A 23006-nucleotide genomic window follows, 5' to 3' on the forward strand; every position below is an offset into this window, starting at 1 on the left:
AACAATGAAGACAGTGTGCCAGTTTTTTTATTACGCGCCTAGTCATGATTTGCAATCTTTACTACCGCTGCCATACACGCTTGTAACCATTGCAATTACACTGTAAGAAACAGTATTTACCGTATTTTTGAATGCTTTTCATATAAATGGCATTCATAAATTTTTAGCTTTTACTTATAATATAGTCAGTCCTAAATAAAAGAAGTGCAAATATTATAACGCGCTATTGGGATAAATTTTTCTTGCTTGCTGTGCCTACGCAGACAGAGGCTACAAAAAACTGATCCCAGCAGCACTGTATTCTTTTAAAATTCGATCAACTATAGTTTATAGAATAAAAAAGCCCTTACTACCAACTGGTAATAAGGGCTTTTTTTAGTCATCAAGTTATTTTATCCAAAAGATAAAACAACCTAGATGGGCAACTATGCGCTTTCAACCATCACATAACGACGGTTGAATTTACCTTTAGTCGCAAACTTTACCACACCGTCATTTAGTGCAAATAAAGTATGATCACGACCCATGCCAACACCTTCGCCGGCGTGGAATTCTGTACCACGTTGACGAACGATGATGTTACCAGCGACGATGGCTTGACCGCCAAAGATTTTTACGCCGAGCATTTTTGGGTTTGAATCACGACCATTACGGCTTGAACCGGCAGCTTTTTTATGTGCCATGAGAAAATCTCCTTGTTAATGTGACTTATCGCTAATGCGACAACTCTTAAGCTTTTAGTGCGTTATTAATTATCAATAAACTGATAATCGTTAATTAAGCATTAATCGCTTTGATTTTTAACAAGGTATACCATTGGCGGTGACCTTGCTCTTTGTGATAATGCTTACGACGGTTGTGCTTGACGATACGGATTTTTTCGCCGCGACCATGCTCAACAACTTCAACTTCAACGCTAGCACCTTCAACGATAGGTTGACCGATTTTGACAGTTTCACCGTCAACAATCATCAACACGTCTTCGAATTTGATCGTTGCGCCTGTTTCTGCTTTAAGTAGTTCAACTTTAAGCAACTCATCGACGACTACACGGTGCTGTTTACCACCAGTTTTGATTACTGCGTACATTGTATGACTCCGTTTAACCCGTGTGCCGTGGCTGATATCATACCAACACTTCGACGACGAACACGACAGGGAAAAATTAAAGGCAAGATTTTACGGCTTTTTGCTCATAAAAGCAAGCCGCGTCTCTTGTTTTTGTGTGGTGGTAATACCAACAGTCTACGCTCATATCAAACGCAATGTCATTGATTAACCAGCGTAATGTATATTGCTATTAATACAGACCGCCTAATAACAAGCAAGAATATTGGTTAAAATCCAACAGCGGCTATTATAACTTATCTAATCAGATACTTACAGTTTTTTATAGGCAAGCGCTCATTGTTAATAAATTATTGTTTATTCAACTCATAGATTAATGCATTCTAATCAGTTGTATTTTATCTTGTGCCCTTATAAATCAAGCAATATTAGCTAGAATCTAAAGCTATACCCTTCATTCTGCTATACTTAAATCAACAATTTATATAGACAGCTATGCTATTATGCATAAAACGATAGCTTGACCATAAATAGCTATTAAAACATTCTTTATTTTCATTGGTATGATTATTCACTATGACCCGTACTTCTCTATCTAACGCTGCAGCTCCACTATCCACTACGCCATCGATCAATTTATCAACAGCACCAAGCTATGCTGATATTCAAAGCATTGTTGCTGATGATTTTGAAATTATGGATAAACAAGTCTTTGGTAGTCTTAATTCCAAAGTTAAGTTGGTGATGAATGTGTCACAGCATGTGATTAATGCGGGCGGCAAACGTATGCGCCCCTTAATTACTCTGTTGTGTGCACGGATGTTCAATGACGAGCCATCACAGCAAGCCATGCATTTGGCGGCGATTACCGAGATGTTACATACGGCAACGTTGGTACATGATGATGTCATTGATGAATCAGGACAGCGCCGTGGTAAACCAACCGCCAATGCCACTTGGGATAATGCGACTGCGGTGCTGGTCGGCGACTATCTGATTGCCCGCGCCTTTAACTTGTTGGTGGGTTTTCAAAGCTTGCCATTATTACAGGTGTTCTCAGATGGCACTTGTGATATTGCTGAGGGCGAAGTATTGCAGCTTCAACATCAGCACAACCCTGAAGCAACTGAAGAAGATTATCTAAACATTATTGATGGTAAGACTTCACGGTTATTCATGATGGCGACTCAAGGCGCAGCAATTTTGCAAGATCAAACGCAGCACTTGCAAGCGCTAGCTGATTTCGGTCAGCACTTTGGTAATGCCTTTCAGATCGTTGATGATGTGCTCGATTATAGTGGCGATAGTGAATTGATGGGTAAAAACCTCGGCGATGATTTGGCCGAAGGTAAACCTACTTTGCCTACTATTAAAGCACTTGAGTTATTAAAAGATAGTAATAAAGCAGGTTATGAGCAATTACGTATTGCAGTGCAAACGGGTAAAACCCCAAATGCAGAACAATTGATTGCGCTAGTACGTCATTCAGGCTCGCTTGATTACTGTAAACAACGTGCTTTAGAAGAAACCAAACTTGCGCAACAAGCACTGAGTAGCTTACCTGACAATCGCTATCGTCAAGGACTGTATCAATTGACTGAACTTGCCAGCGCACGTTTATTATAATGAGCCGCTATTTATGGTTAAAACCACAAAGACAATTGTGCGCTTAAGTTATTACCTTTAAGTACAGCACAGGTTTATCATAAACAAGTATGATAACAACGCTGTCATCCTACTTTTTGTGATTGTCATTAATACTAAAACTAATCTAATTCGATTTATCATTCACTAGTATTTCAGGGTTCATAATTAAGTATTGCTAAAGCCAGTTTTTTCTGAACAGCTGATGCTTTGGGATGATTTTTCTACTAATATTCCTCAATCTCATCAAAAAAAACAAAAATTAACAATATTGTATTTCATCAACCACGATGAATTTTGTAATGTAATTTTGATGTTGTGCTTGTGTTTTCGATATGTCACGGGCATTTATCATACTAAAAGATGGTTATATGAGGTGCAATTGGTTTTTTGTGCCTTGACTGTGGGGTATACCCTATAGTTTATAATAATTCATTAAATTAAATTTACTTATCCGGTTATTGCGCATTTAACGGCCGATATACTTTGGCGGCGGTAAATGCATATTATTTTCTATATCTCATACGTTAAGATTTATCCATAAACTTTTTATACTGTCACTATTTATTATTATGTAATACTTATATTGTCGAGGACATTGATGAAGCATTCTTATCTTGCGCTTGTAATAGCAACTGTACTATCTGGAGCTGTACTGGTTGGCTGTGACAAAAAAGAGGACGCCGATGGTGCAGCGGCCGCACAGCAACAAATGCCGCCCTCCGTCGTCAACGTCCAAACTGTGACCTTTGTTACCGTACCACAAGTACAGACTTTTGCTGGACGCACAACGGCATACCAAACCGCAGACGTTCGCCCCCAAGTAAACGGAATTATCGACGAAGTGTTGTTCCGTGAGGGCAGCAACGTCAAAAAAGACCAACCTTTATATCGTATTAATACTGATAACTACGCAACGTCTATCACCAGTGGTCAGGCGGCGATAGCACAAGCCGAAGCCAACTATCAGACAGCTTTGGCTAATAATGCCAATGCAAAAGCGGAGTTAGCCAGCCGTCAAGCGTCGCTATCACAAGCACAAAACGACTTACAACGTCTGCAAGGGTTGGTTGCTATCGATGCCATCTCAAAGCAGCAATACGACCAAGCACAAACCGCCGTACGTACTGCACAGGCCGCTGTACAAAGCGCTAATGCTGCTATCGGTCAATCGCAAGCGGGTATTGAAAGCGCAAAAGCAGGTATCCAAACGGCTAAGGCCAGCCTACAAGCCAGTACCTTAGATCTGAATCGTACGATCGTACGCGCACCTATCTCAGGTCGTACTGATCGCTCTAGCGTTACCGCTGGTACATTGGTCAGCTCTGGTCAACCTACTCCTTTGGTTACTATCTCACGCCTAGATCCTATCTATGTTGATATCAGTCAATCCTCTTCTGAGCTACTAAAATTGCGTCAGCAAATTTCTGCTGGCAAAGCTCAAGCAGGAATGAGCTCGGTTGAATTGGTGTTAGAGGATGGCTCAACGTATCCTGTACGCGGCGAGTTGGCGTTATCAGAAGCGAAAGTTGATGAGTCTACAGGGGCAGTGACATTACGTGCGGTATTCCCGAATAACAGCAATATCTTATTGCCAGGTATGTATGTTAGCGCCCGCTTGACCCAAAGTGTGATTACCAATGCAGCACTCGTACCACAAAGCGCAGTGATGCGCTCGACCAAGAGTGAAACGCAAGTTTATATCGTTGATGAAAATAATAAAATCCAAGTTCGTCCTGTCACGATTAATGGTACCTATAAAGGGCAATGGGTGATCACTGACGGTCTTCAAGCTGGCGATAAAGTAGTCGTTATCGGTGGTGCAAAAGTCAAGCCTGAACAAGAGGTCGTTGCGAAACCATTAGAAAATCCAAACCCTGAGCCTTCTGCAAAAGGGGCTGCTGCTAAAACACCACAGCAAGCTGCAAAAAATATGGATAAGTCTACCGATGGTAAAACTGCCAACAAACCGGCACAACCAGCCGCCAAATAATTCCATTCAAAGCTAGGAAGACTTAGGGATTTACTATGTCACGTTTTTTTATTGATCGCCCTATCTTTGCATGGGTGATAGCTATTTTAGTCATGCTCATCGGGATAATATCGGTTATCAACCTACCGATTGAGCAGTATCCGGCGATTGCGCCACCAACCGTCACGGTCAGCGCTAGCTACCCTGGTGCTAACGCTGAAACCGTTGAAAACTCAGTAGTACAGATTATTGAGCAGCGCATGAAAGGGCTTGATGGCTTGATGTACATGAAGTCGTCGAGTGCCTCAAATGGTAGTGCCTCTGTACAGCTGTTCTTTGAGAACGGTACAGATTCTGATACCGCACAGGTTCAGGTACAGAACAAATTACAGGCCGCAATGAGCTCGTTGCCCGAGCAAGTACAGCGTCAAGGCGTTAACGTTAACAAAGCCTCTGAAGGCTTTTTAGCCGTGTTTGGCTTTGTGTCTGAAGATGGCAGTATGGATCCTGCTGATATCGGTGATTATATCAACTCTAATGTCGTCGATCAGCTCAGCCGTGTTGAAGGCGTTGGTCAAGTCCAAGCGTTCGGTGCATCTTACGCTATGCGTATTTGGCTCGATCCTGAACGTTTACGTGGCTATAGCTTGGTGCCATCCGATGTGGTCAACGCGGTACGTGCGCAAAACGCACAAGTATCAGCCGGTCAGTTAGGTCAAGCACCTGCTGATACTGATGAACAAGTTATTAATGCAACCGTCACCGTACAAAGCTATCTAAAAACGCCTGATGAGTTCAAAAACATCCTACTAAAAACCGATACCTCTGGCGCGCAAGTACGCTTAGGCGATGTTGCAAAGGTTGAAATTGGTAGTGAAAGTTATAGTACGATTGCCTTGTTTAATGGCCAACAAGCCGCTGGCCTTGCTGTCTCACTAGCGAGTGGTGCTAACGCGCTTGCAACTCGCGAATTGGTCGGTGATCGAGTTGCCGAGCTAGAAGCAAACTTCCCTGCAGGCCTAAAGTCAGTCATTCCTTATGACACTACCCCATTTGTACGCTTGTCTATTGAACAAGTGGTCAAGACCTTAATCGAAGCGATTATATTAGTATTTATCGTCATGTTTATCTTCTTGCAGAACTGGCGCGCGACTATTATTCCGACGCTTGCTGTACCTGTGGTACTGCTTGGTACTTTTGCAGTACTGTATATTGCAGGGTTCAGTATCAACGTACTGACTATGTTTGCCATGGTACTGTCCATCGGCCTACTGGTCGATGATGCTATTGTCGTCGTAGAGAACGTCGAGCGGCTATTGGAAGAAGACCAAAATATCTCTATCAAAGACGCTACGATACAATCGATGGGTGAGATTAGTAAAATCGTTGTTGGTATCGCGCTTATCTTATCGGCTGTATTCGTACCGATGGCCTTCTTTGGTGGCTCAACTGGGGTAATCTATCGTCAGTTCGCCATTACTCTTATTACCAGTATGGTGCTGTCAGCTCTAGTTGCTCTTATTTTCACCCCTGCCCTATGTGTGACCTTGCTCAAACGTAGTAAGAGCCATGAAAAAGGTAATTCTGAGAATCAAAAAGGCTTCTTTGGTTGGTTTAACCGCTCTTTCACCAAAACCAGTCGCTCTTATGAAAACTTCGTCGGTAAAAGCTTCCGCCTTAAATGGGTATATCTGATTGTCTATGCGGCGATTATCGGTATTATGGCAGTGGTATTCTTACGTATCCCTGGCTCATTTTTACCGGAAGAAGACCAGGGTATTATGTTTACCGCAGTACAGCTGCCCGCTGGTTCGACACTGAATGAGACGCAAGCGGTTCTAGATAAAGTGAGCGCTTATTATAGCGGCCAAGAACCAGATAATGTGGAATCAGCGTTTACCATCGCTGGCTTTAGTTTCGTAGGACAAGGACAAAACGTCGGTATCGCCTTCGTAAAACTCAGCGACTGGGCAGATCGTAAAGGTGAAGACAATACAGCACGGGCAGTCTCTGATCGTGCACAGGGTTATTTCTTTACCCAAATTAACGAAGCGACTGTTTTTAATATTATCCCACCAGCAATTAGTGGACTTGGTAACTCTAGTGGTTTTGACTTGATGCTGCAGGATTCTGGCAACGTCGGACACGACGGTCTGTTAGAAGCACGTAATATGTTACTTGGCATGGCAGCTCAAAATGAGCAAGTAGCCGGCGTACGTCCAAACGGACAAGAAGATGCGCCGCAGCTTAAAGTTGATATCAACCAAGAACAAGCCGCTGCTTATGGTCTATCCATGGCAAATATTAACAGTGTCATCTCAACCGCGTGGGGCTCAAGCTATATTAATGACTTCGTTGATCGTGGTCGTGTCAAACGCGTGTTTGTACAAGGTGAGCCTAGTAGCCGTACCAATCCTGATGATATCGGTAAATGGTATGTCCGTAACGACAGCAACGAGATGATCTCATTTGACGCTTTCTCTAGTAGTAAATGGGAAACCGGTTCACCGGGTCTCACGCGCTATAATAGTTTGGCGTCAATGAATATCCAAGGTAGCGCTGCTCCTGGTCTAAGTACTGGTGAAGCAATGGATGCCATGGAAGCGATGGTCGAACAGCTACCAGACGGCATCAGTTACGAATGGACAGGTCTATCATTAGAAGAGAAGAAGTCAGGTGCTCAAGCGCCGATGCTGTATGCAGTTTCTATCTTAGTGGTATTCTTATGTCTTGCTGCCTTGTATGAGAGTTGGTCAATTCCATTCTCAGTACTATTGGTGATTCCACTTGGGGTATTGGGGGCGGTGCTGTTTACTTGGTTCCGTGGCTTATCCAATGATATTTACTTACAAGTTGGTCTACTCACGGTGGTTGGGCTATCGGCCAAAAACGCCATCTTGATTATCGAGTTTGCGAGGGATCACCAAGAGGAAGGCTATACTCTTAAAGAGGCAGTGATGACCGCGGCGCGGCAACGTCTGCGTCCTATTATTATGACCTCACTTGCCTTTGGTCTTGGTGTTGTGCCATTATTCATCGCGACAGGTGCTGGTTCTGGTAGCCAAAACGCCATTGGTACCAGTGTGGTTGGCGGTGTTGTCACCGCAACTTTCTTAGGTATCTTCTTTATTCCGATGTTCTATATTTGGATACGTAGCTTGTTTCCGTACAAATATGACACGCCGCCAAATGATGGTGGGAATACGCCTGACAGCTCTAACCCTGATAATCCAGACAATCCAGTTGGACCAACAGAGTATAATGAGCCACCGATCATACATGTTGACGACGATATGCAAAACATGACGCTCTCTAAGAGCTCTCAGCCTGCAAGCTTTGGAGATAATACACAATGAGTGCTCAAAAAATATTTACCACCAACTCAGCAGCGGTAGCGATTTCTGCTACCCCTGCGCAACCAGCTCTATCACGGATACGCAAAAATAGCGGTCGCCTAATAGGCTTAACTGCCTTAGCGATGAGCATGGCTGCTTGTAATACCATTCCAAAAGCGGATATGCGTCCTGTCCTTGCTGAGCCTAATATCCCTATCGGACAAACCTATGGGGCGTTCGATAAGGAGACCGTCAGTACGGCTGAGCAACCAAGCATTGCCAATCAACGCTGGCAGAACTTCTATAGCGACGAGCGTTTAAAAGGTCTGATTGCTTTAGGTCTTGAAAATAACAAAGACTTTGAAAGTGCGCGCTTAGCCATTGAGAAAGCACGTGCTCAATATCAAATTAGTGATATTCGCGACTTGCCAAGTATCGATGGTCAAGCCGGTTATTCTCGTCAGCGCCAAAGAGGTGTGACGGGTGATGGCTATAACGTCAACCTCGGTCTGGCTAACTATGAGTTAGATTTCTGGGGTAAAATCTCTAGTTTAAAAGACCAAGCGTTGCAGAATTTCTTAGCCACCACGGCTGCAAAAGACGCTACCCAAATTAGCTTAATTAGTAACATTGCCCAAAGCTATGCCAATTTAAGCTACAGTTTAGCGCAGTTGAAACTGGCGGAAGCAACGGTTGAGAGTCGTGAGAAATCACTGTTTATCGCTGATAAACGTTTTGAAGCCGGCATTGATCCTAAGTTGCCTTCGTTACAGTCTAGTGCCTCACTTGAAAATGCGAGACTTGCCGTCTTACGTGCGCAAAGCAGTATTTTGAAATCACGTAATGCACTGCAGTTTTTGGTCGGTGGACCGATTCCAACCAATCTGATTCCAACCCCAGCTGTCAGTAATATCACTAGCCAAAAGATATTTAGTGCTGGCTTGCCCAGTGAGTTGCTGCGCTATCGCCCAGATGTGTTGCAAGCGGAATACAACCTAAAGGCCGCTGGTGCTAATATCGAAGTAGCACGCGCGTCTTATTATCCTTCTATAAGCCTCGCAAGTAGCATTGGCGTCAGTAGTGGTAGTTTGGACGACTTATTCAAAAGTGGTGCCGTTGGCTGGTCATTTGGTCCAAGTATTAGCGTGCCTATCTTTGATGCAGGCCGCTTAGATGCCAACTACGATGTCGCTAAAATTGAGCGTGAACAAACCCTTGCTGGCTATGAGCGCTCAATTCAAACCGCTTTCCGCGAGGTCTCTGATGTCTTGGCAACGCGTGCTACCTTAGGCGAGCAGCTCGAAGCCCAGTACCGTCTGCAAGACAACTTTGAACAAACCTATCAGATTGCAGATGCGCGCTTTAAAGCGGGCATTGCGAACTATCTAGACGTTCTTGATGCACAGCGTTCACTGTTCTCAACGCAGCAAGGTATTTTAGATTTAGAGCTACAAAAAATCGTTAGCCAAGTCGAGCTCTACCAAGCGCTTGGTGGTGGTGCCAACCTTGATGTGCCAACAGTGATTCCTACGCCGCAACATAGAAACTTAGTGCAAGTGGCTAACGTAGCTGGTAATAAAGCAAAAGCGGTCCATGCTATCGATACAGCTAGCTCAGCGCGTGTTGCTTCTGTCCAAGAAGCTCAAGCGATTAAGCAAGCGCAACCAGTAGAAAAAGCCACCTTTAAACCTACTGCTGTGGTTGACGTCAATAATGACGGTAAAACCGATGCTGCTGTAGGCATCTTAACTGAAGAGGCTACTCTGAAAGAAACCAGCGTTGAGCAAGTACCTGTCACGCAGATTGTTGAACCTTAAGTGATCAGAGCGCTATAATCTCGTGAAGGTGCTTTATCCTCACGTTGATAGTCGATAAGTACAAAAAGCCCTACCGACTTGGTAGGGCTTTTTGCTTTCGTCAGCTACTATTGGTTATAGTAGTCGTATTATATTAATACCAAAACAAAAGTTGTTGATACTAAAAAAAGGAAGCATTATGACTTATACTTTTAACCGCCAATTCCCTGAAACTCGCCTTCGTCGTCTGCGTTATAACGACAATGTACGCGCCATGATTCGTGAAGTTGAGCTGCATCCCAAGCACTTTATCGCGCCCGTTTTTGTGTTAGAAGGTAGTAACCAACGCCAATCAATCGCGAGTATGCCGGGTGTTGAGCGCTTATCGATTGACCTGCTCATTAAACATGCCAAAGAGTTATTAGCAGAAGGTGTCACAACTATCGATATCTTCCCAGTGATTGATAACTCACTAAAAACGCCTGACGGTAAATCGGCTTATGACGAAAATGGCTTGAGCGCACGCGCGGTCAAAGCTGTCAAAGATGCTATTCCAGAGATGGTGGTGATGACTGATGTGGCATTAGATCCTTATACTTCACACGGTCAAGACGGCTTACTTGATGACAGTGGTTATGTCGTTAACGATGCCACGGTTGAAGTACTGGTCAAGCAGGCATTGGTACACGCCCGCGCCGGTGCCGACATCATCTCCCCTAGTGACATGATGGATGGTCGTATCAAAGCCATGCGAGATGCATTTGAGGCAGAAGGTTTTGTCAATACCGCTATCATGGCTTACTCAGCCAAATACGCCTCTGCTTACTATGGTCCTTTCCGTGATGCAGTCGGTAGTGCTGGCAACTTAAAAGGTGGTCATAAGAAGCAGTATCAGATGGACTTTGGTAACCGTGCTGAAGCGCTACATGAAGTGGCCATGGACATCAATGAAGGCGCTGATATGGTCATGATTAAACCCGGTCAGCCGTATTTAGACCTTATCCGTGAAGTTAAAAACACCTTTGGGGTACCGACCTTTGCCTATCAAGTGTCTGGCGAATATGCCATGCATATGGCGGCTATTCAAAACGGTTGGCTGACTGATGCGGTTATTTTAGAGTCTCTGATTGGCTTCCGCCGTGCTGGTGCTGATGGTATTTTGACGTACTTTGCATTAGAAGCAGCAAGACAGTTGAATAATGCTTAATTTTAGCTAATGTTCTTATTTATATTTTTGCTTATTCATATTGTGGCTTACACTGCAAACCTATCACGCCAGCTGCTATGAATCAGCTGTCGTGATTTTTTTATATTGTAATAAATAAACCTATAAACGTGCACGCTCATGTGGCTCATTAAAGTCAATAACCGGACCAACAGGCACAATACGAGTGGGATTAATATTGGCATGGCTGATGTAATAATGGGCCTTTATATGTTGCATAGTTACTGTCTCTGCGATACCTGATACTTGATACAAGTCGCGTAGATAGCCCCAAAGGTTCGGATAATCAACGATACGACGTATATTACATTTAAAATGACCGACATAAACCGCATCAAAACGTACTAAGGTCGTAAATAAACGCCAATCCGCCTCAGTTATCGTGCTGCCTATTAGGTAACGTTGGTCTGCCAAACGCGCCTCCAACGTATCTAGCGCATCGAATAGTTTAACTACTGCTTCTTTATACGCCGCTTCTGTAGTGGCAAAGCCAGCTTTATAAACTCCGTTATTGACCGCATCATAAACAAATGCATTGATCGCATCGATTTCTGCTATGGATTCTGCAGGTAAAAAATTGCCAGCTATCGCCCCAATCTCATCAAAGGCTGAGTTAAACATCCGAATAATCTCAGAGGATTCATTGCTGACGATGCTATTGGTTTTTTTATCCCATAATATTGGTACTGTCACCCGTCCTGTATAGTCTAATTTGGCTGCAGTATAAATCTCATATAGATAACTCGCATTTACAATAGGATCAGCAATAACGCCTGAACCCTCTGCAAACGTCCAACCTTTATCACCCATAAATGGATGAACCACAGATATCGAAATGATGTCTTCCAAGCCTTTTAACTTGCGGTAAATCATGGTGCGGTGTGCCCAAGGACAGGCTAATGACACATATAAATGGTAACGATTAACTTCGGCTTTAAAGCCGCCCTGACCGGAGGAACCTGCGCTACCATCTGCTGTTACCCAGTTTCTAAAACCCGCATCTTCACGCTCAAAGCGTCCACCGCTTGATTCTGTGTCATACCATTTGTCTTGCCATTGCCCGTCGACCAATAGACCCATATCACCCTCCTCAATATTTTATTTTGATATATTTTTTGCGAAGCACGAATACTATGAAATTATTATCAAAATACCCACTCTATTTTTAGAATTATGATAGCAGTTATATATTACTTAGCCATTAGGCTTTGTTGTTTCACTGACAATAAAATATAAACCCATTTTACTTACTATTTAGCAAAACTACACAAAAAATATTCCATATCACTCGATATCAAGATTAACACTCAATATAATAATAATAAGTTAATATTGTTATAGAAAAGACTTGCAAAGTCCTCAGAATTTGCTAAAATGCTCAACCTAAATAGGCGTATAGCTCAGTTGGTTAGAGCGCTACCTTGACATGGTAGAGGTCAGCAGTTCGAGTCTGCTTATGCCTACCAAATATTTAGAAAGCCCCGGTCTAACGACTGGGGCTTTTTTTGTCCGTAAAATATGGGTTGTGGCGAAAAATATTTACTTATAGCACTCTGTAATCACCACTACTTAGGCTCTTTTAAACTGCTCAAAAAAACGACGGTGACCAAATGGTGACCAAAACGTGACTAGCTTCCAAAAACCCTTCAACTAAAAACTCGCTTTTTGACCTCTACTTCAAATTTTAGATTAATGTCTATTTCTTTCTATCCTCTGCCTCAATCTCTGTTACATATTCAAAAAGATCTCCTACCCCTACTTCTAAATATTCACAAAGCTTATCTATCGTATCGAAATCAATTCTTGATGACTGATCATTATATATCTTATGCAAAGTTGTTTTGCTAACACCTGTCGCTCGCACTGCATCCGCTACTTTTAGTCTTCTTTCAGCTAACAAAGTGGGAAGATGGTTAACTATCATCCTAAAAACTCCAATTATAGTTATAAAAAGTACTTGCATAGTTATAAATATATGTTAAATTACAACTATGGTATTTAAAAGTACCATCATGATTAAACTTTATATAAGGAACTCATTATGTCACATACTTACCTAACTACCCAAGAGCTTTCTGAGCTTATCAAATACAACCCTCGTACGATACGTAATGAGCTCAAAGATACTGTGCTCATCGAAGGAATTCATTATATACGCCCATTCGGGGGTCGTAAGATCTTATATGTATGGGAAGAAATCGAAAAAGATATGCGTACTGGTATAGCCGGTAGCATCAACGCTATGGCACTACAATAAGGAGAAATATCATGGCTAGTATCAGAAGTAGATATAACAAGTTGGTGGTCGACTTTCGTTATATGAATAAGCGTTGTAGGGAGACGACAAACCTCATAGACACCCCATCGAATCGCAAGAAGCTTGAGAAGGTAATTGAACAGATGGAGGCAGAAATCACCCTAGGCATATTTAGCTATGCTAAGTATTTCCCCAAAAGTGATAAAGCAGATGAAATGATGGCTTTAAACGATCGTAAGGAATGTATTAATACTAACGTTCCTTCTTTTAAGCAGTTTGCAACACTATGGTTTTCTGAAAAAGAAATTGAGTGGCGCGATACCTACAAACGTAAAATACAGGAGATTATTGATATGTATTTACTTCCTGAGTTTGGGACTAGACCCATTCATCTCATAAAAAAGACAGATGTATTAGCCTTCCGTTCATCGCTCGCCAAAGTAACGTACGGAAAAGCTAACAAACATCTGTCAGCGGCACGCATCAATTCGATAATGGTACCTTTAGGTATGATACTAAAAGAAGCCGCTAAACGCTATAAGTTTGATAACCCTTATGATGACATTAAGTCGCTCAAAGAGCCCAAGACCGATATCCAACCACTGACCTTGAAGGAGGTTTGGAAGTTCATTAATGGCGTTAGAGAAGACTATCGTAATTATTATTTGGTGCGTTTTTTGACAGGTATGCGTACTAGTGAGATCGATGGCTTGACTTGGGAAAATATCGATTTTAATCGTCGCGAAATTGTGATTAAGCAGGCGCTGGTTAAAGGAAAAATGGTTCCTCCTAAGACGCAAGAGTCTTATCGAGCGATTCAAATGTCACCTTGGGTTTTTGATGCTTTAAAAGAGCAACAAGCAATCACTTATAAGCGCTCAGATTATGTGTTTTGCGCGCATACAGGTGAGCCTTTAGATTACAACAATGTGAATAAGCGGGTTTGGCACCCCACTCTTAAGGTTTTGGGGCTTAAGAAGCGCAATGCCTATCAGACGCGTCATACGGCAGCCACGCTCTGGCTAGCTGCTGGTGAGAGCCCTGAGTGGATAGCCAGCCAAATGGGACACTCTACTACTAAGATGCTATTCAATACTTATAGCCGGTATGTGCCAAATATGATCCGTCAAGATGGTAGCGCTTTTGAGGCATTGGTTAATCGTAGTCAGATTGCTCTATTACCTACTGATAAGGAGGCATCAGAATGAAACTGATTAATTACAATGAGCTATTGGCGAAATTCAAACCCAGTGGTTACGTCAGTGAAGATGCCAATAGTATTGCAAATACTTTAATTTGTGAGCTCTATATTCAACCAGGTAATGGTTTGGCTCGGTTCTTAAGTGTGGATAGTTGCTTTGATAATCATATGGCAATACGGATCTGGGTACAAAAGCGACTGGATGCTAATAATGGCTATATGTTTGATGAAATGTGTCATCAGTTAGAAAGTGAGCTTTATAGCCTTTTACCACAAATTGGCTATGGTTACTGAGGAGGATATTATGAGTGTAAAGCTTCAGCCTAATATGACGCAGAACGCACGTGATCTAAAAATCTGTGGTGATTACTGGGCATACGATAATGAGAGTGGCTTCATTGAGCATGTAAAAGCGGATTGTCAGAAGTACAATATCAGTCCTCATATCATGTTTGATACCGTAGGTCAGTGTTTTGCTTATTTAGATGATGTGCGCTGTGAATACTGTGGTTATGTTTGTCCTTTAGAGATACCAGCAGACATTTCTTTTATGCGATCAAAAGAGAGTTGGTGTTGTGAAGTATGCGAGCATGCTTTGTGGCGTAACAATTAACGTAAGGCAATAACTGACTTTATAAAATATTCGAATAATGACCAGATAACTTAAGTTGTCTGGTCATTATTATATCCAAACCTTTAACGACATCTGTTGTCGCAGAAGAAATACTATCCATTGTTTTGCGAACATAATTCCAGTAGAGTAAATCTTATCTTAAATATGGTTTTATATTACTGGAATTATTATGGCCAAATCAACCAACCCCTATACTAACAACAGCTTTGATTCGTCCGACCTAAAAACCATTCTACACTCTAAACGTGCCAATATTTACTACTTATCGCATTGCCGCGTCATGCAAAAAGTGACTTAGAAAATGTCGTCAAAGCCACCGCACGCGCTTAGCACCTTCATCACCGCATAGGTGACTTAGAAAAACCCCTTCCTATTTCAAGGTAGGGATCGTGACTTCATCACCGCATAGGTGACTTAGAAAGATATAAATCTGACCTTTATCTAGTGGGCGACCTTCATCACCGCTCAGGTGACTTAGAAAATTGAGGTTTTGTGCGACATCGATGCCGAGAGCTTCATCACCGCTCAGGTGACTTAGAAAGTGTAGCTCAATGCGTCTTAACATAATGATCGCTTCATCACCGCTCAGGTGACTTAGAAATCATTCAATCGCTCTTTGCGTAACTGCTCACTCTTCATCACCGCTCAGGTGACTTAGAAATGAGCTGGCACGACTGATGGCGCGCATGGTATCTTCATCACCGCTCAGGTGACTTAGAAACACCTTTAGTATTAGACGTAACTAATTATTAGCTTCATCACCGCTCAGGTGACTTAGAAACAACGAGCTTAATTATCGGCGCTTGTATGGCACTTCATCACCGCTCAGGTGACTTAGAAAAGCTCATTATACTCGGCTGGCACATGAATCACCTTCATCACCGCTCAGGTGACTTAGAAATCTGTATCAAAACGTCCAAGCGTCAATGACTACTTCATCACCGCTCAGGTGACTTAGAAATATCAATGTCAGCGCCTCAATTGCTAGCGAATCTTCATCACCGCTCAGGTGACTTAAAAAATAGCCCCTGCTGTGCTTGGTGTTGCAAATCTCTTCATCACAGCATAGATTGCAGTTAGCCAATTGCATCCCCAACCCATTGTCCTAAATTACTTCTCTACCCACCTACCCCGCCCACCAACTCTAGCTTATTCCTAAAGCGCTTTAAATAGAATTGTCATAAACACTCTCCAACAAATACTCAAAATACGATAGGCGTCACGTACTGTCGTGTATTTCATGATTCTGCTTCAATCCTTAGTAAAGTGGGTTTTAATTATTAGCTACTCATGTAAGGTGGGAGTGAAGGTCAACATACAGCGCGTAACGACCAAGTCACCGAAACATTATCTTAGTGGGATGTTTATGAAGTCACATAAATCACTATCGATTGCCAAGTTGCAGACAACATCGGTTCTCATATTTCAAGACGCCCTTGATCTATTCAACATTTATACTTGTTATATCAGACCGTTTATTGCTGAAAGCTTTAAGCTTGAGCATAGCGCTGTTTGGACTGAAACTACATCGTTCATCAAAGAAGATAAAAAGTGGTTTCAGGTTAATAACTTTGAGCTTTTCCACCTGATCAAAAGCCCTAGTATTGATTTTAATGCACTAAGACAAGAAGTGCCTGTGAAATACATCTTAAAAGATGATTTTAGTCTCAACCTTTGTTTTCATGAGCTTATTGAATTGATTGCTCTTCATAACAAGAAGCTGGATATCAAACTCATTTATAGACAACTTAAAACTATCTTAGATAAACAGATGAATCAGCAGTTATTTGGCAAAAATATATTTGCCGTCACCAAATTTTGTGAGCTTATAAAAATAAATGAGCAAACTTATCATAAACGTCGTCCTACTGGAGTATCGTGATGGCTCAAGATAATGACACCTCGCCCAATCAGGAACAATGGCTATCTGCAAAGACCATTGATCACTTAAAGAGTGATCAATCGTTTGTTTACCCCGAATCTGTTGTAGAGGCTATCTCTACCATCGTTATCGCAGTACATGACACTTATGAGCGCAATGATAATGCAATTAAGTATTTATCAGAAACTATTGTGCAAACACTACAAGATAGACCAGTTGCCGATCAGTATATGCAGATCAATCGGACGAACTTAGCACAAAAACCACTGATGATGCAGCTGCTTATCCTAATGCAGGATATCGTCATCAAACAGCAGTTAGGTCAATCAGTGCAACAGCTAGTTTGGTTATCCATAGCGGTGCACACCGCAGCTTTACTTATCATTCAGGATAAAAAAACCCATACCAATAATATACTCATGCAATTTAAGATGGCACAGTTCTCAGCATCTCCTAGGCGCAAATGGCTTTGGCAGGCACTTCCTGATATCGCCCAAACTGAGATAAATATAGAGCGTATATTATCGGTATTTAATGAAATATTAAAAAAGCAACAAGCCGCGCTTGTAGAGCTAAACAATAACCAAGCTACTGATACTGAGGAAGTAGCAAAGGCTAAATCTGACGCAAAAGCAAAACTGAGCCAAATAGAGAAAATAACGACCGTCTATCAACATGCGCACGTATTACAGAAGCCAAGACCTAAGCGTAAGAAGCCACCTAAAAACATTAAAATTAAAGCTATCAACTTAGCAGACAATACATCGACAATACCCTTAGACTCTACTGCAACGAGCCATAACTGGAATACTTCGCCCGGTAATGATGCATGGGGTAGCACACGTGATGATATAGAACACACTGCTACCGCCGTAGATCTCGCATTTTTAGAAGCTAATACCGAGATCTATGAAGGGTTAACTACCAGCTTTGAAGAGCGCATTGACCACTATGAGGCGCCCTATGTCAGCTATGGCGAATATCCAAACCCGTTAATCAAAAATTCAATACCGCTGCAAACTATTGATTTATCGCTACAACAAAACTATATGTCTCAGCGCGATCTTGCGCTTAATTCCAACACGCGATTACTCTCCCTTGTCGGCTACCAAGCGCTATTTGCTGCGCTCAACCAAGATGCAAGCACCTTACCAGAATCAGAGATTCATAAAACCTGTGCGGGTATTTTACTGTTATCTATGATTACCGGACTGCCAGTTAAGTCCTTACTAATACCCGGCTATATCGGTCATCCTAGTATTTTCAGCATCCATGATAAAAGAACTTACATCAAACACAGTCTTGGTATTACTAAGCGCTCTGTTAGTCAAACATTAACGAAGGAAAATTACGAAAACCAATCTGATACTATCAAAACCCCACTACCATTATGGTCGGTTGATAATCTGCTTGCTTGCGAGTTACCGGTAAAAGAGGATTTTACATCATATATTGCCGATTTGCGCAGCAGCCTTGGACTACCGTACCTGTCAGTCAATCGAATAGAAACTGCGCTACATGTCGTGCTCTCTCGTTATACACCTGATTGTCATGCGCACATCGCCAATATCATTTGCCGCACGCCAGCGTCTCATGCTCCGGCAATGTATTACAGCAGTCACACTAGTGAGGCGCTCATTGCTCACTATAAATCAGCGCTAAGCGTATTAAATAATACAGGTAATTTTGACTTATCCTATATTACCCCTTGGCATAAATATACCGTAGGCTCAGGGTTTGCACTTAAGCTCGAAACCGTTCGCAGCATCATAGATAAGCTCAAAGTCTGGGTAGATCAAAGTAAAAATGATGAGGATCACTTTAATAGAGCCAGTATTTTTGTATGGTTCGTATTTTGCCTCTTAACCGGCGTGCGACCGAATAACGGTCTTGGCAAAATGTACAATATCGATCTTGATATGGGTTGGCTGGAAATCAACGATAAGCCAGTTAAAAAAGTAAAAAGTGATCGTCTGATACCGCTATGCCCTACTCTTGTAAGACATTTAATAGATTATAGAAATTATTTGATTGACTATCAGGCTAAGCATCAATCAAATCATGTCATCAGCGCCACCATTGACGATATTCGCTTAGGTAACGATGAAGCATTATTGAAGCTTTTGTCAGAGAGTACCCTTATATTAAAGGATGTCAAGCGCGGCGATGCCTACCATATGACTAAAGATATTATTGACGCCAACCCCTATTGGACACGCCACTTTGTGCGTACTCAGCTTGAAAGGCTTGGCGTCCAGCTCTCGTTAATCAACACGGTTATCGGTCATGAAAAAGCCCGTCAAGAAGTGTTGGGGCGCTTCTCATCAAGTAGTAAAGCGGATATCAAGCGTGTTGCATCTATATTTGAGCAGATCGCAGAACAGCTAGGGTTACGTCATATCAAAATAGATAACTACTCTAATCTCAGCCATATTGAGATAAGTTCAATTGAGGTAGATCATGCTAATAAATAATATCCATCTGCCAAAAATCATCGATGATTTGGCAAAGTTTAATGGCAGAAAAAAATGCTACGTGCCTTATCCTTCGGTAATTAAAGAAAGTAGCCCTGCTAGAGTACGTGAACTAAAGCTACTGGCTGACTTACAGACTCAGTGGGAATCTCTGCAAAAAAAACACCCTGGTAATATTAAGTTTATTAAGTGTTTTGATAAACATTATAAACAAGTGCTTTGGCCAGATGATCATATCTTTTTTGCTGTACCTGCACTAACCAGTTGTTATGATGAGTTATGGTTACCACCAAGCCAAGTGGTGAGTCGATTTAACCGTGTCTTTTATGAGCAGCTACGACCTTTATCTAACCAAGGGTTCGATGAATTCCAAGCTATCGTTCAGAATAGGATCGCTCAAGCATATACATCAACCAAAACACTAAAACAAGCATGGCAAATCGTTAATCAGTTTATTGACTATCAAAATCAGCACTATATGCTCGCTGAGCATCATTATACTAAGACAATCGCGCCGCAACCTACCAAAACCAATCCACTGATTATAAATGCAGGTTGGGTCAAAAACGGCAAGTTACTGGTCAAAACTATTCGTGCAGTACAGCATCACTGGAATCAAACAGCCGAATATAGCCAAGAGCAGATATTAGGTTGGCTGGTATTCTCAGGTATTGTATATGGCGGCATCAATGAGGTACAGATGCTTCAAGGGTGGCTTGCTTCTTTACTTACTAAGGAATATCAGCCGTTTATCAATGAAAGAATAGTGGTCTCGCCACGCTTTGTGCAAAAACGCTATGGTAACGAACGCGTAGAAGGTAGTGAAAAGCTGTATAACACCAAGCAAATCGTCGTAGATGTGGTCAGTCAATGCTGGCTGATGCGTTACCATAAAAACAGCTCTCAAGAAGAGATAAAACATACGCTAGCCAATCTTTCTGAAGATAGCCTTAAGCAGTATCTGACAAACACTCTAGCGGACGTAACAGAACCTTTATCTATTAAGCCTCTTCCCCTATCACGATTTTTGTATTACGCCAGTTATTATTGGGAGATGCTGGATGGTGCTGATATTGATCATGCTTCAGTGGGAGTTATGCGAGGCATACACAACACCACCGGACTCATGACTCAAGATTTTGATCGGTTTTTGAACCAAAAATATCAGCTTAAAGATGAGCCGTATAATCTAGAGCAGATTTTAGCGTTGTCTATCAGCAAAAATTCTATTGCTCAAAAAGAGACGGCTAGGAGTTCTACCAAAAAGATAGAGGTTAGAAAGTCTGATTTGATTATGAATCTCACTAAAGACTTCAAAAGAGTCGAAGAGCAGAAAAAGAAAAAACTCAGCTATACCCCGGCTACGCTTATCGAAATAGTACAAAAGCGCTATGAGCAATATGATGACTTAAGTGAAAAGATTTTATTAGACTGGGTACTAGGTTTGCTAAGTCGAAAAGAACCAAAACCACCTAGTAATGAATCTATTTTGAAATATATTAAAACCATAGGCTATGAATGGCTATATTTCACAACGGCGCAGCCGCTTGATATTTGGTCAGAGGAAGAGTTTGAGGCACTTTATGAAGACATTTTAGAATACAAAGTGGTCGTGCGTAACAATACTGACATTGGATACTCTGCTAATTTATTCCAGAGTATGCACGACTTTTCTCAGAGCAAGTACAACCTACCCTCGATGAGTATTCAACAGTCCAAAAACGGTCGGCGTGTACGTGCGGAGCTGATATCACCGCAAGCTTATCAAGCCATTATTACGCAGATACTGGGGTCTGTAGATATATTGGAGCGAGAGATGTTCGCGCTTTTATTTATCTTAGTCTATCGTACTGGCATGCGCAAAAAAGAGCTGTTAGGACTTAAGTATAATGACATCGAAGGTTTGAAGGCAGCCATACCTTCAGTGGTGATTAGGCCCAATAGCTACCGTCCAACCAAGACTCAAAGTAGTATCCGCCGCGTGGCCCTATTTGCACTCCTAAATCCTGATGAGCTGAATTTCTTTATTAATTTTGTGCAGAGTAATATCGGCGTCAACCCAAACAAGTTTATCTTTACTTTATCATCAGATCAGCGCCCCATTGATGATCACGTCCCTTTACAATTACTCAAACGAACCTTAAAAGACATCTCAGTAGATGATGACGTGGCACAGCATACCTTCCACGGATTTAGGCATACGGCAGTGAGTAACTTATCGTTAGTACTATTGGGTCATCCCGATCTAGTAGAGGCCTTAACCGATTATGATAAAAGCGATATTTTGCGCATCAAACATGGCTTATTAGGTGAGCATATCGATGCACAAGATCGCTGGTATGCGTTATCCGGTATGATGGGACACTTATCGCCTGAGCGTAGCTTTGAGTATTACAACCATTTTTGCACTTTGATGGCGACCTATGCGCTTAGTGAAGCAAATATAAAATTGCCAGATCAAACGCTGTTCAATGTAACAGGTTTTACCAATAAAAAGATTAAAGAAAACAATGCCGTTGTTAGTAATAATAGCGTCAGCATACCTAGCATTCGTACACTTTTATTTAAAAGTATTATAGAGGGCAAACGCAAGTCACCAAAACTTACGATCGAAAATTTGGATGACCAAATTGTATTGAATGCTAAGCCAGCAGCTACTGATGAGCTATTTGGTCGCTATGGTCTAAACCGAATACAGCTGTTACTAAAGACTCTTGATAAAAAGACACAACTAGATAAAGCGGCACAGCTGGCAAACATTCCCATTCAAGATTCACAGTTATTAGTCAAGCGAGCCTATGATGTTGCCACTATCACAACTAAACGCGGCAAACCTCGCTTTGTAAAGCTCATAGATTCAGAAACTACTGCCCTCAGTCCACTAAATATTCAATATCAAAGTGATCTAAGACTGCTATCGCCTTTATTAAATAACGCATATCGCCTACGAGAAAAATCAGAGATTGACTGGGCTTGGTTCATTAAGATATGTCGTCAAAAACTGTCTAATAGCACAGCATACATACCATTTAGGAAAAGAGAGGAAAAAGAGTTGCAGCGTTTCATTTATATTGCTGAAAAACTACTGCCTTTGAAACGTTGGCTGATAAGTAGCAACGAAGCCCTATTGATGAAAAATATTTCATCAACAGGTCATCAAGACATTAAGCAACAATCTAATGACTCGATAGACGCTATCCATATCGGTATTGCTAGCCGAGATCCTAGAGATCAAACGAACAAATGGCAATACTCGCCGCTACTAAGGTTTTTTGTACATTTGATGCTTGTCACTGACGAAACCCTGCCTATTATTGATAAGGAGTCTTAGAAAATTTGCTGATTATAATTATCAAGTAAAATAGATTATCTCAGCTTAATTCTATGCTCGGTAGCGACCCCATGTATTTTAAATTCGATAAACCGGCTATCGGTAGTTGGATAGTCGGGATTGAGCGCTATCAGCTGAGTGTACTCCTGACCCAACATTTCATCAAAGCCACAGTCTCGCCATTTGC

General features: G+C 41.9%; 16 protein-coding genes, 1 tRNA gene, 1 pseudogene and 1 CRISPR repeat array. Of the genes and pseudogenes, 14 read left to right on the forward strand and 4 right to left on the reverse strand.

What is annotated here, in order from left to right; all coding sequences use genetic code 11:
• Positions 1–425: 425 nt before the first annotated feature.
• Both rpmA and rplU read right to left on the reverse strand, forming a co-directional pair.
• Positions 426–683 carry a 50S ribosomal protein L27 gene (gene rpmA, locus EPB74_RS06065; protein ID WP_010199200.1) on the reverse strand — a complete coding sequence of 86 codons (258 nt, stop codon included), beginning with the start codon at positions 681–683 and terminating at the stop codon, positions 426–428.
• Between the two features lie 94 nt (positions 684–777).
• Positions 778–1089 (reverse strand): 50S ribosomal protein L21, encoded by a 312-nt coding sequence (rplU, locus tag EPB74_RS06070; RefSeq protein ID WP_010199185.1) that lies wholly within the window; start codon positions 1087–1089, stop codon positions 778–780.
• A gap of 675 nt (positions 1090–1764) precedes the next feature.
• On the opposite strand from rplU, the gene EPB74_RS06075 reads away from it, so the two are divergent.
• The 5 genes from EPB74_RS06075 (at position 1765) to hemB (ending at position 11022) form a co-directional block, all read left to right on the forward strand.
• The gene (locus tag EPB74_RS06075; RefSeq protein WP_274903572.1) at positions 1765–2694 is read left to right on the forward strand and encodes a polyprenyl synthetase family protein; all 930 of its coding nucleotides are present in this window, start codon (positions 1765–1767) and stop codon (positions 2692–2694) included.
• A 619-nt stretch (positions 2695–3313) separates the two neighbouring features.
• On the forward strand, positions 3314–4705 hold the full coding sequence (locus EPB74_RS06080; RefSeq protein ID WP_089553949.1) for an efflux RND transporter periplasmic adaptor subunit: 1392 nt from the start codon (positions 3314–3316) through the stop codon (positions 4703–4705).
• A gap of 35 nt (positions 4706–4740) precedes the next feature.
• The gene (locus tag EPB74_RS06085; protein WP_274903337.1) at positions 4741–8040 is read left to right on the forward strand and encodes an efflux RND transporter permease subunit; all 3300 of its coding nucleotides are present in this window, start codon (positions 4741–4743) and stop codon (positions 8038–8040) included.
• Positions 8037–9836, forward strand: a complete 1800-nt coding sequence (locus EPB74_RS06090) for an efflux transporter outer membrane subunit (RefSeq protein WP_274903338.1) — start codon at positions 8037–8039, stop codon at positions 9834–9836. The genes EPB74_RS06085 and EPB74_RS06090 overlap by 4 nt, the downstream gene beginning before the upstream one ends.
• A gap of 178 nt (positions 9837–10014) precedes the next feature.
• Positions 10015–11022 (forward strand): porphobilinogen synthase, encoded by a 1008-nt coding sequence (gene hemB / locus EPB74_RS06095; protein WP_079692289.1) that lies wholly within the window; start codon positions 10015–10017, stop codon positions 11020–11022.
• Between the two features lie 120 nt (positions 11023–11142).
• Here hemB and EPB74_RS06100 read toward each other — a convergent pair whose 3' ends face one another.
• Positions 11143–12120: a glutathione S-transferase family protein gene (locus EPB74_RS06100; RefSeq protein ID WP_274903339.1), complete on the reverse strand. Its 978-nt coding sequence runs from the start codon at positions 12118–12120 to the stop codon at positions 11143–11145.
• A 309-nt stretch (positions 12121–12429) separates the two neighbouring features.
• On the opposite strand from EPB74_RS06100, the gene EPB74_RS06105 reads away from it, so the two are divergent.
• Positions 12430–12506: transfer RNA gene (locus EPB74_RS06105), tRNA-Val, on the forward strand.
• Positions 12507–12736: 230 nt separating this feature from the next.
• On the opposite strand, the gene EPB74_RS06110 is transcribed toward EPB74_RS06105, so the two are convergent.
• Positions 12737–12964 (reverse strand): helix-turn-helix domain-containing protein, encoded by a 228-nt coding sequence (locus EPB74_RS06110; protein WP_274903340.1) that lies wholly within the window; start codon positions 12962–12964, stop codon positions 12737–12739.
• Between the two features lie 117 nt (positions 12965–13081).
• Here EPB74_RS06110 and EPB74_RS06115 point away from each other — a divergent pair, with 117 nt between their 5' ends.
• From EPB74_RS06115 to EPB74_RS06145, 8 genes and pseudogenes are all read left to right on the forward strand, one after another.
• The gene (locus tag EPB74_RS06115) at positions 13082–13297 is read left to right on the forward strand and encodes a hypothetical protein (RefSeq protein ID WP_101211220.1); all 216 of its coding nucleotides are present in this window, start codon (positions 13082–13084) and stop codon (positions 13295–13297) included.
• A gap of 11 nt (positions 13298–13308) precedes the next feature.
• Positions 13309–14505, forward strand: coding sequence for a site-specific integrase (locus tag EPB74_RS06120; protein WP_274903342.1), 1197 nt, complete (start codon positions 13309–13311; stop codon positions 14503–14505).
• Positions 14502–14792, forward strand: coding sequence for a hypothetical protein (locus EPB74_RS06125; protein ID WP_274903343.1), 291 nt, complete (start codon positions 14502–14504; stop codon positions 14790–14792). Before EPB74_RS06120 ends, EPB74_RS06125 begins: the two co-directional genes overlap by 4 nt.
• 10 nt (positions 14793–14802) lie before the next feature.
• A complete protein-coding gene (locus tag EPB74_RS06130; protein ID WP_274903344.1) occupies positions 14803–15111 on the forward strand; it encodes a hypothetical protein in 309 nt (102 codons plus the stop codon).
• Positions 15112–15301: 190 nt separating this feature from the next.
• Positions 15302–15421, forward strand: a pseudogene (locus EPB74_RS13440) (type I-F CRISPR-associated endonuclease Cas1f); the annotation flags it as partial.
• A gap of 44 nt (positions 15422–15465) precedes the next feature.
• A CRISPR array of direct repeats spans positions 15466–16153; the repeat unit is 28 nt; unit sequence CTTCATCACCGCTCAGGTGACTTAGAAA.
• A gap of 345 nt (positions 16154–16498) precedes the next feature.
• Complete coding sequence (locus EPB74_RS06135; protein WP_274903345.1) at positions 16499–17014, forward strand: hypothetical protein; 516 nt, start codon at positions 16499–16501, stop codon at positions 17012–17014.
• Positions 17014–19488, forward strand: a complete 2475-nt coding sequence (locus tag EPB74_RS06140) for a hypothetical protein (protein WP_274903347.1) — start codon at positions 17014–17016, stop codon at positions 19486–19488. Before EPB74_RS06135 ends, EPB74_RS06140 begins: the two co-directional genes overlap by 1 nt.
• The gene (locus EPB74_RS06145; RefSeq protein WP_274903349.1) at positions 19475–22819 is read left to right on the forward strand and encodes a tyrosine-type recombinase/integrase; all 3345 of its coding nucleotides are present in this window, start codon (positions 19475–19477) and stop codon (positions 22817–22819) included. The genes EPB74_RS06140 and EPB74_RS06145 overlap by 14 nt, the downstream gene beginning before the upstream one ends.
• The last annotated feature ends 187 nt before the right edge of the window (positions 22820–23006 follow it).

Origin of the sequence: Psychrobacter sp. DAB_AL62B (assembly GCF_028895345.1) — a bacterium.
Lineage (GTDB): Bacteria > Pseudomonadota > Gammaproteobacteria > Pseudomonadales > Moraxellaceae > Psychrobacter.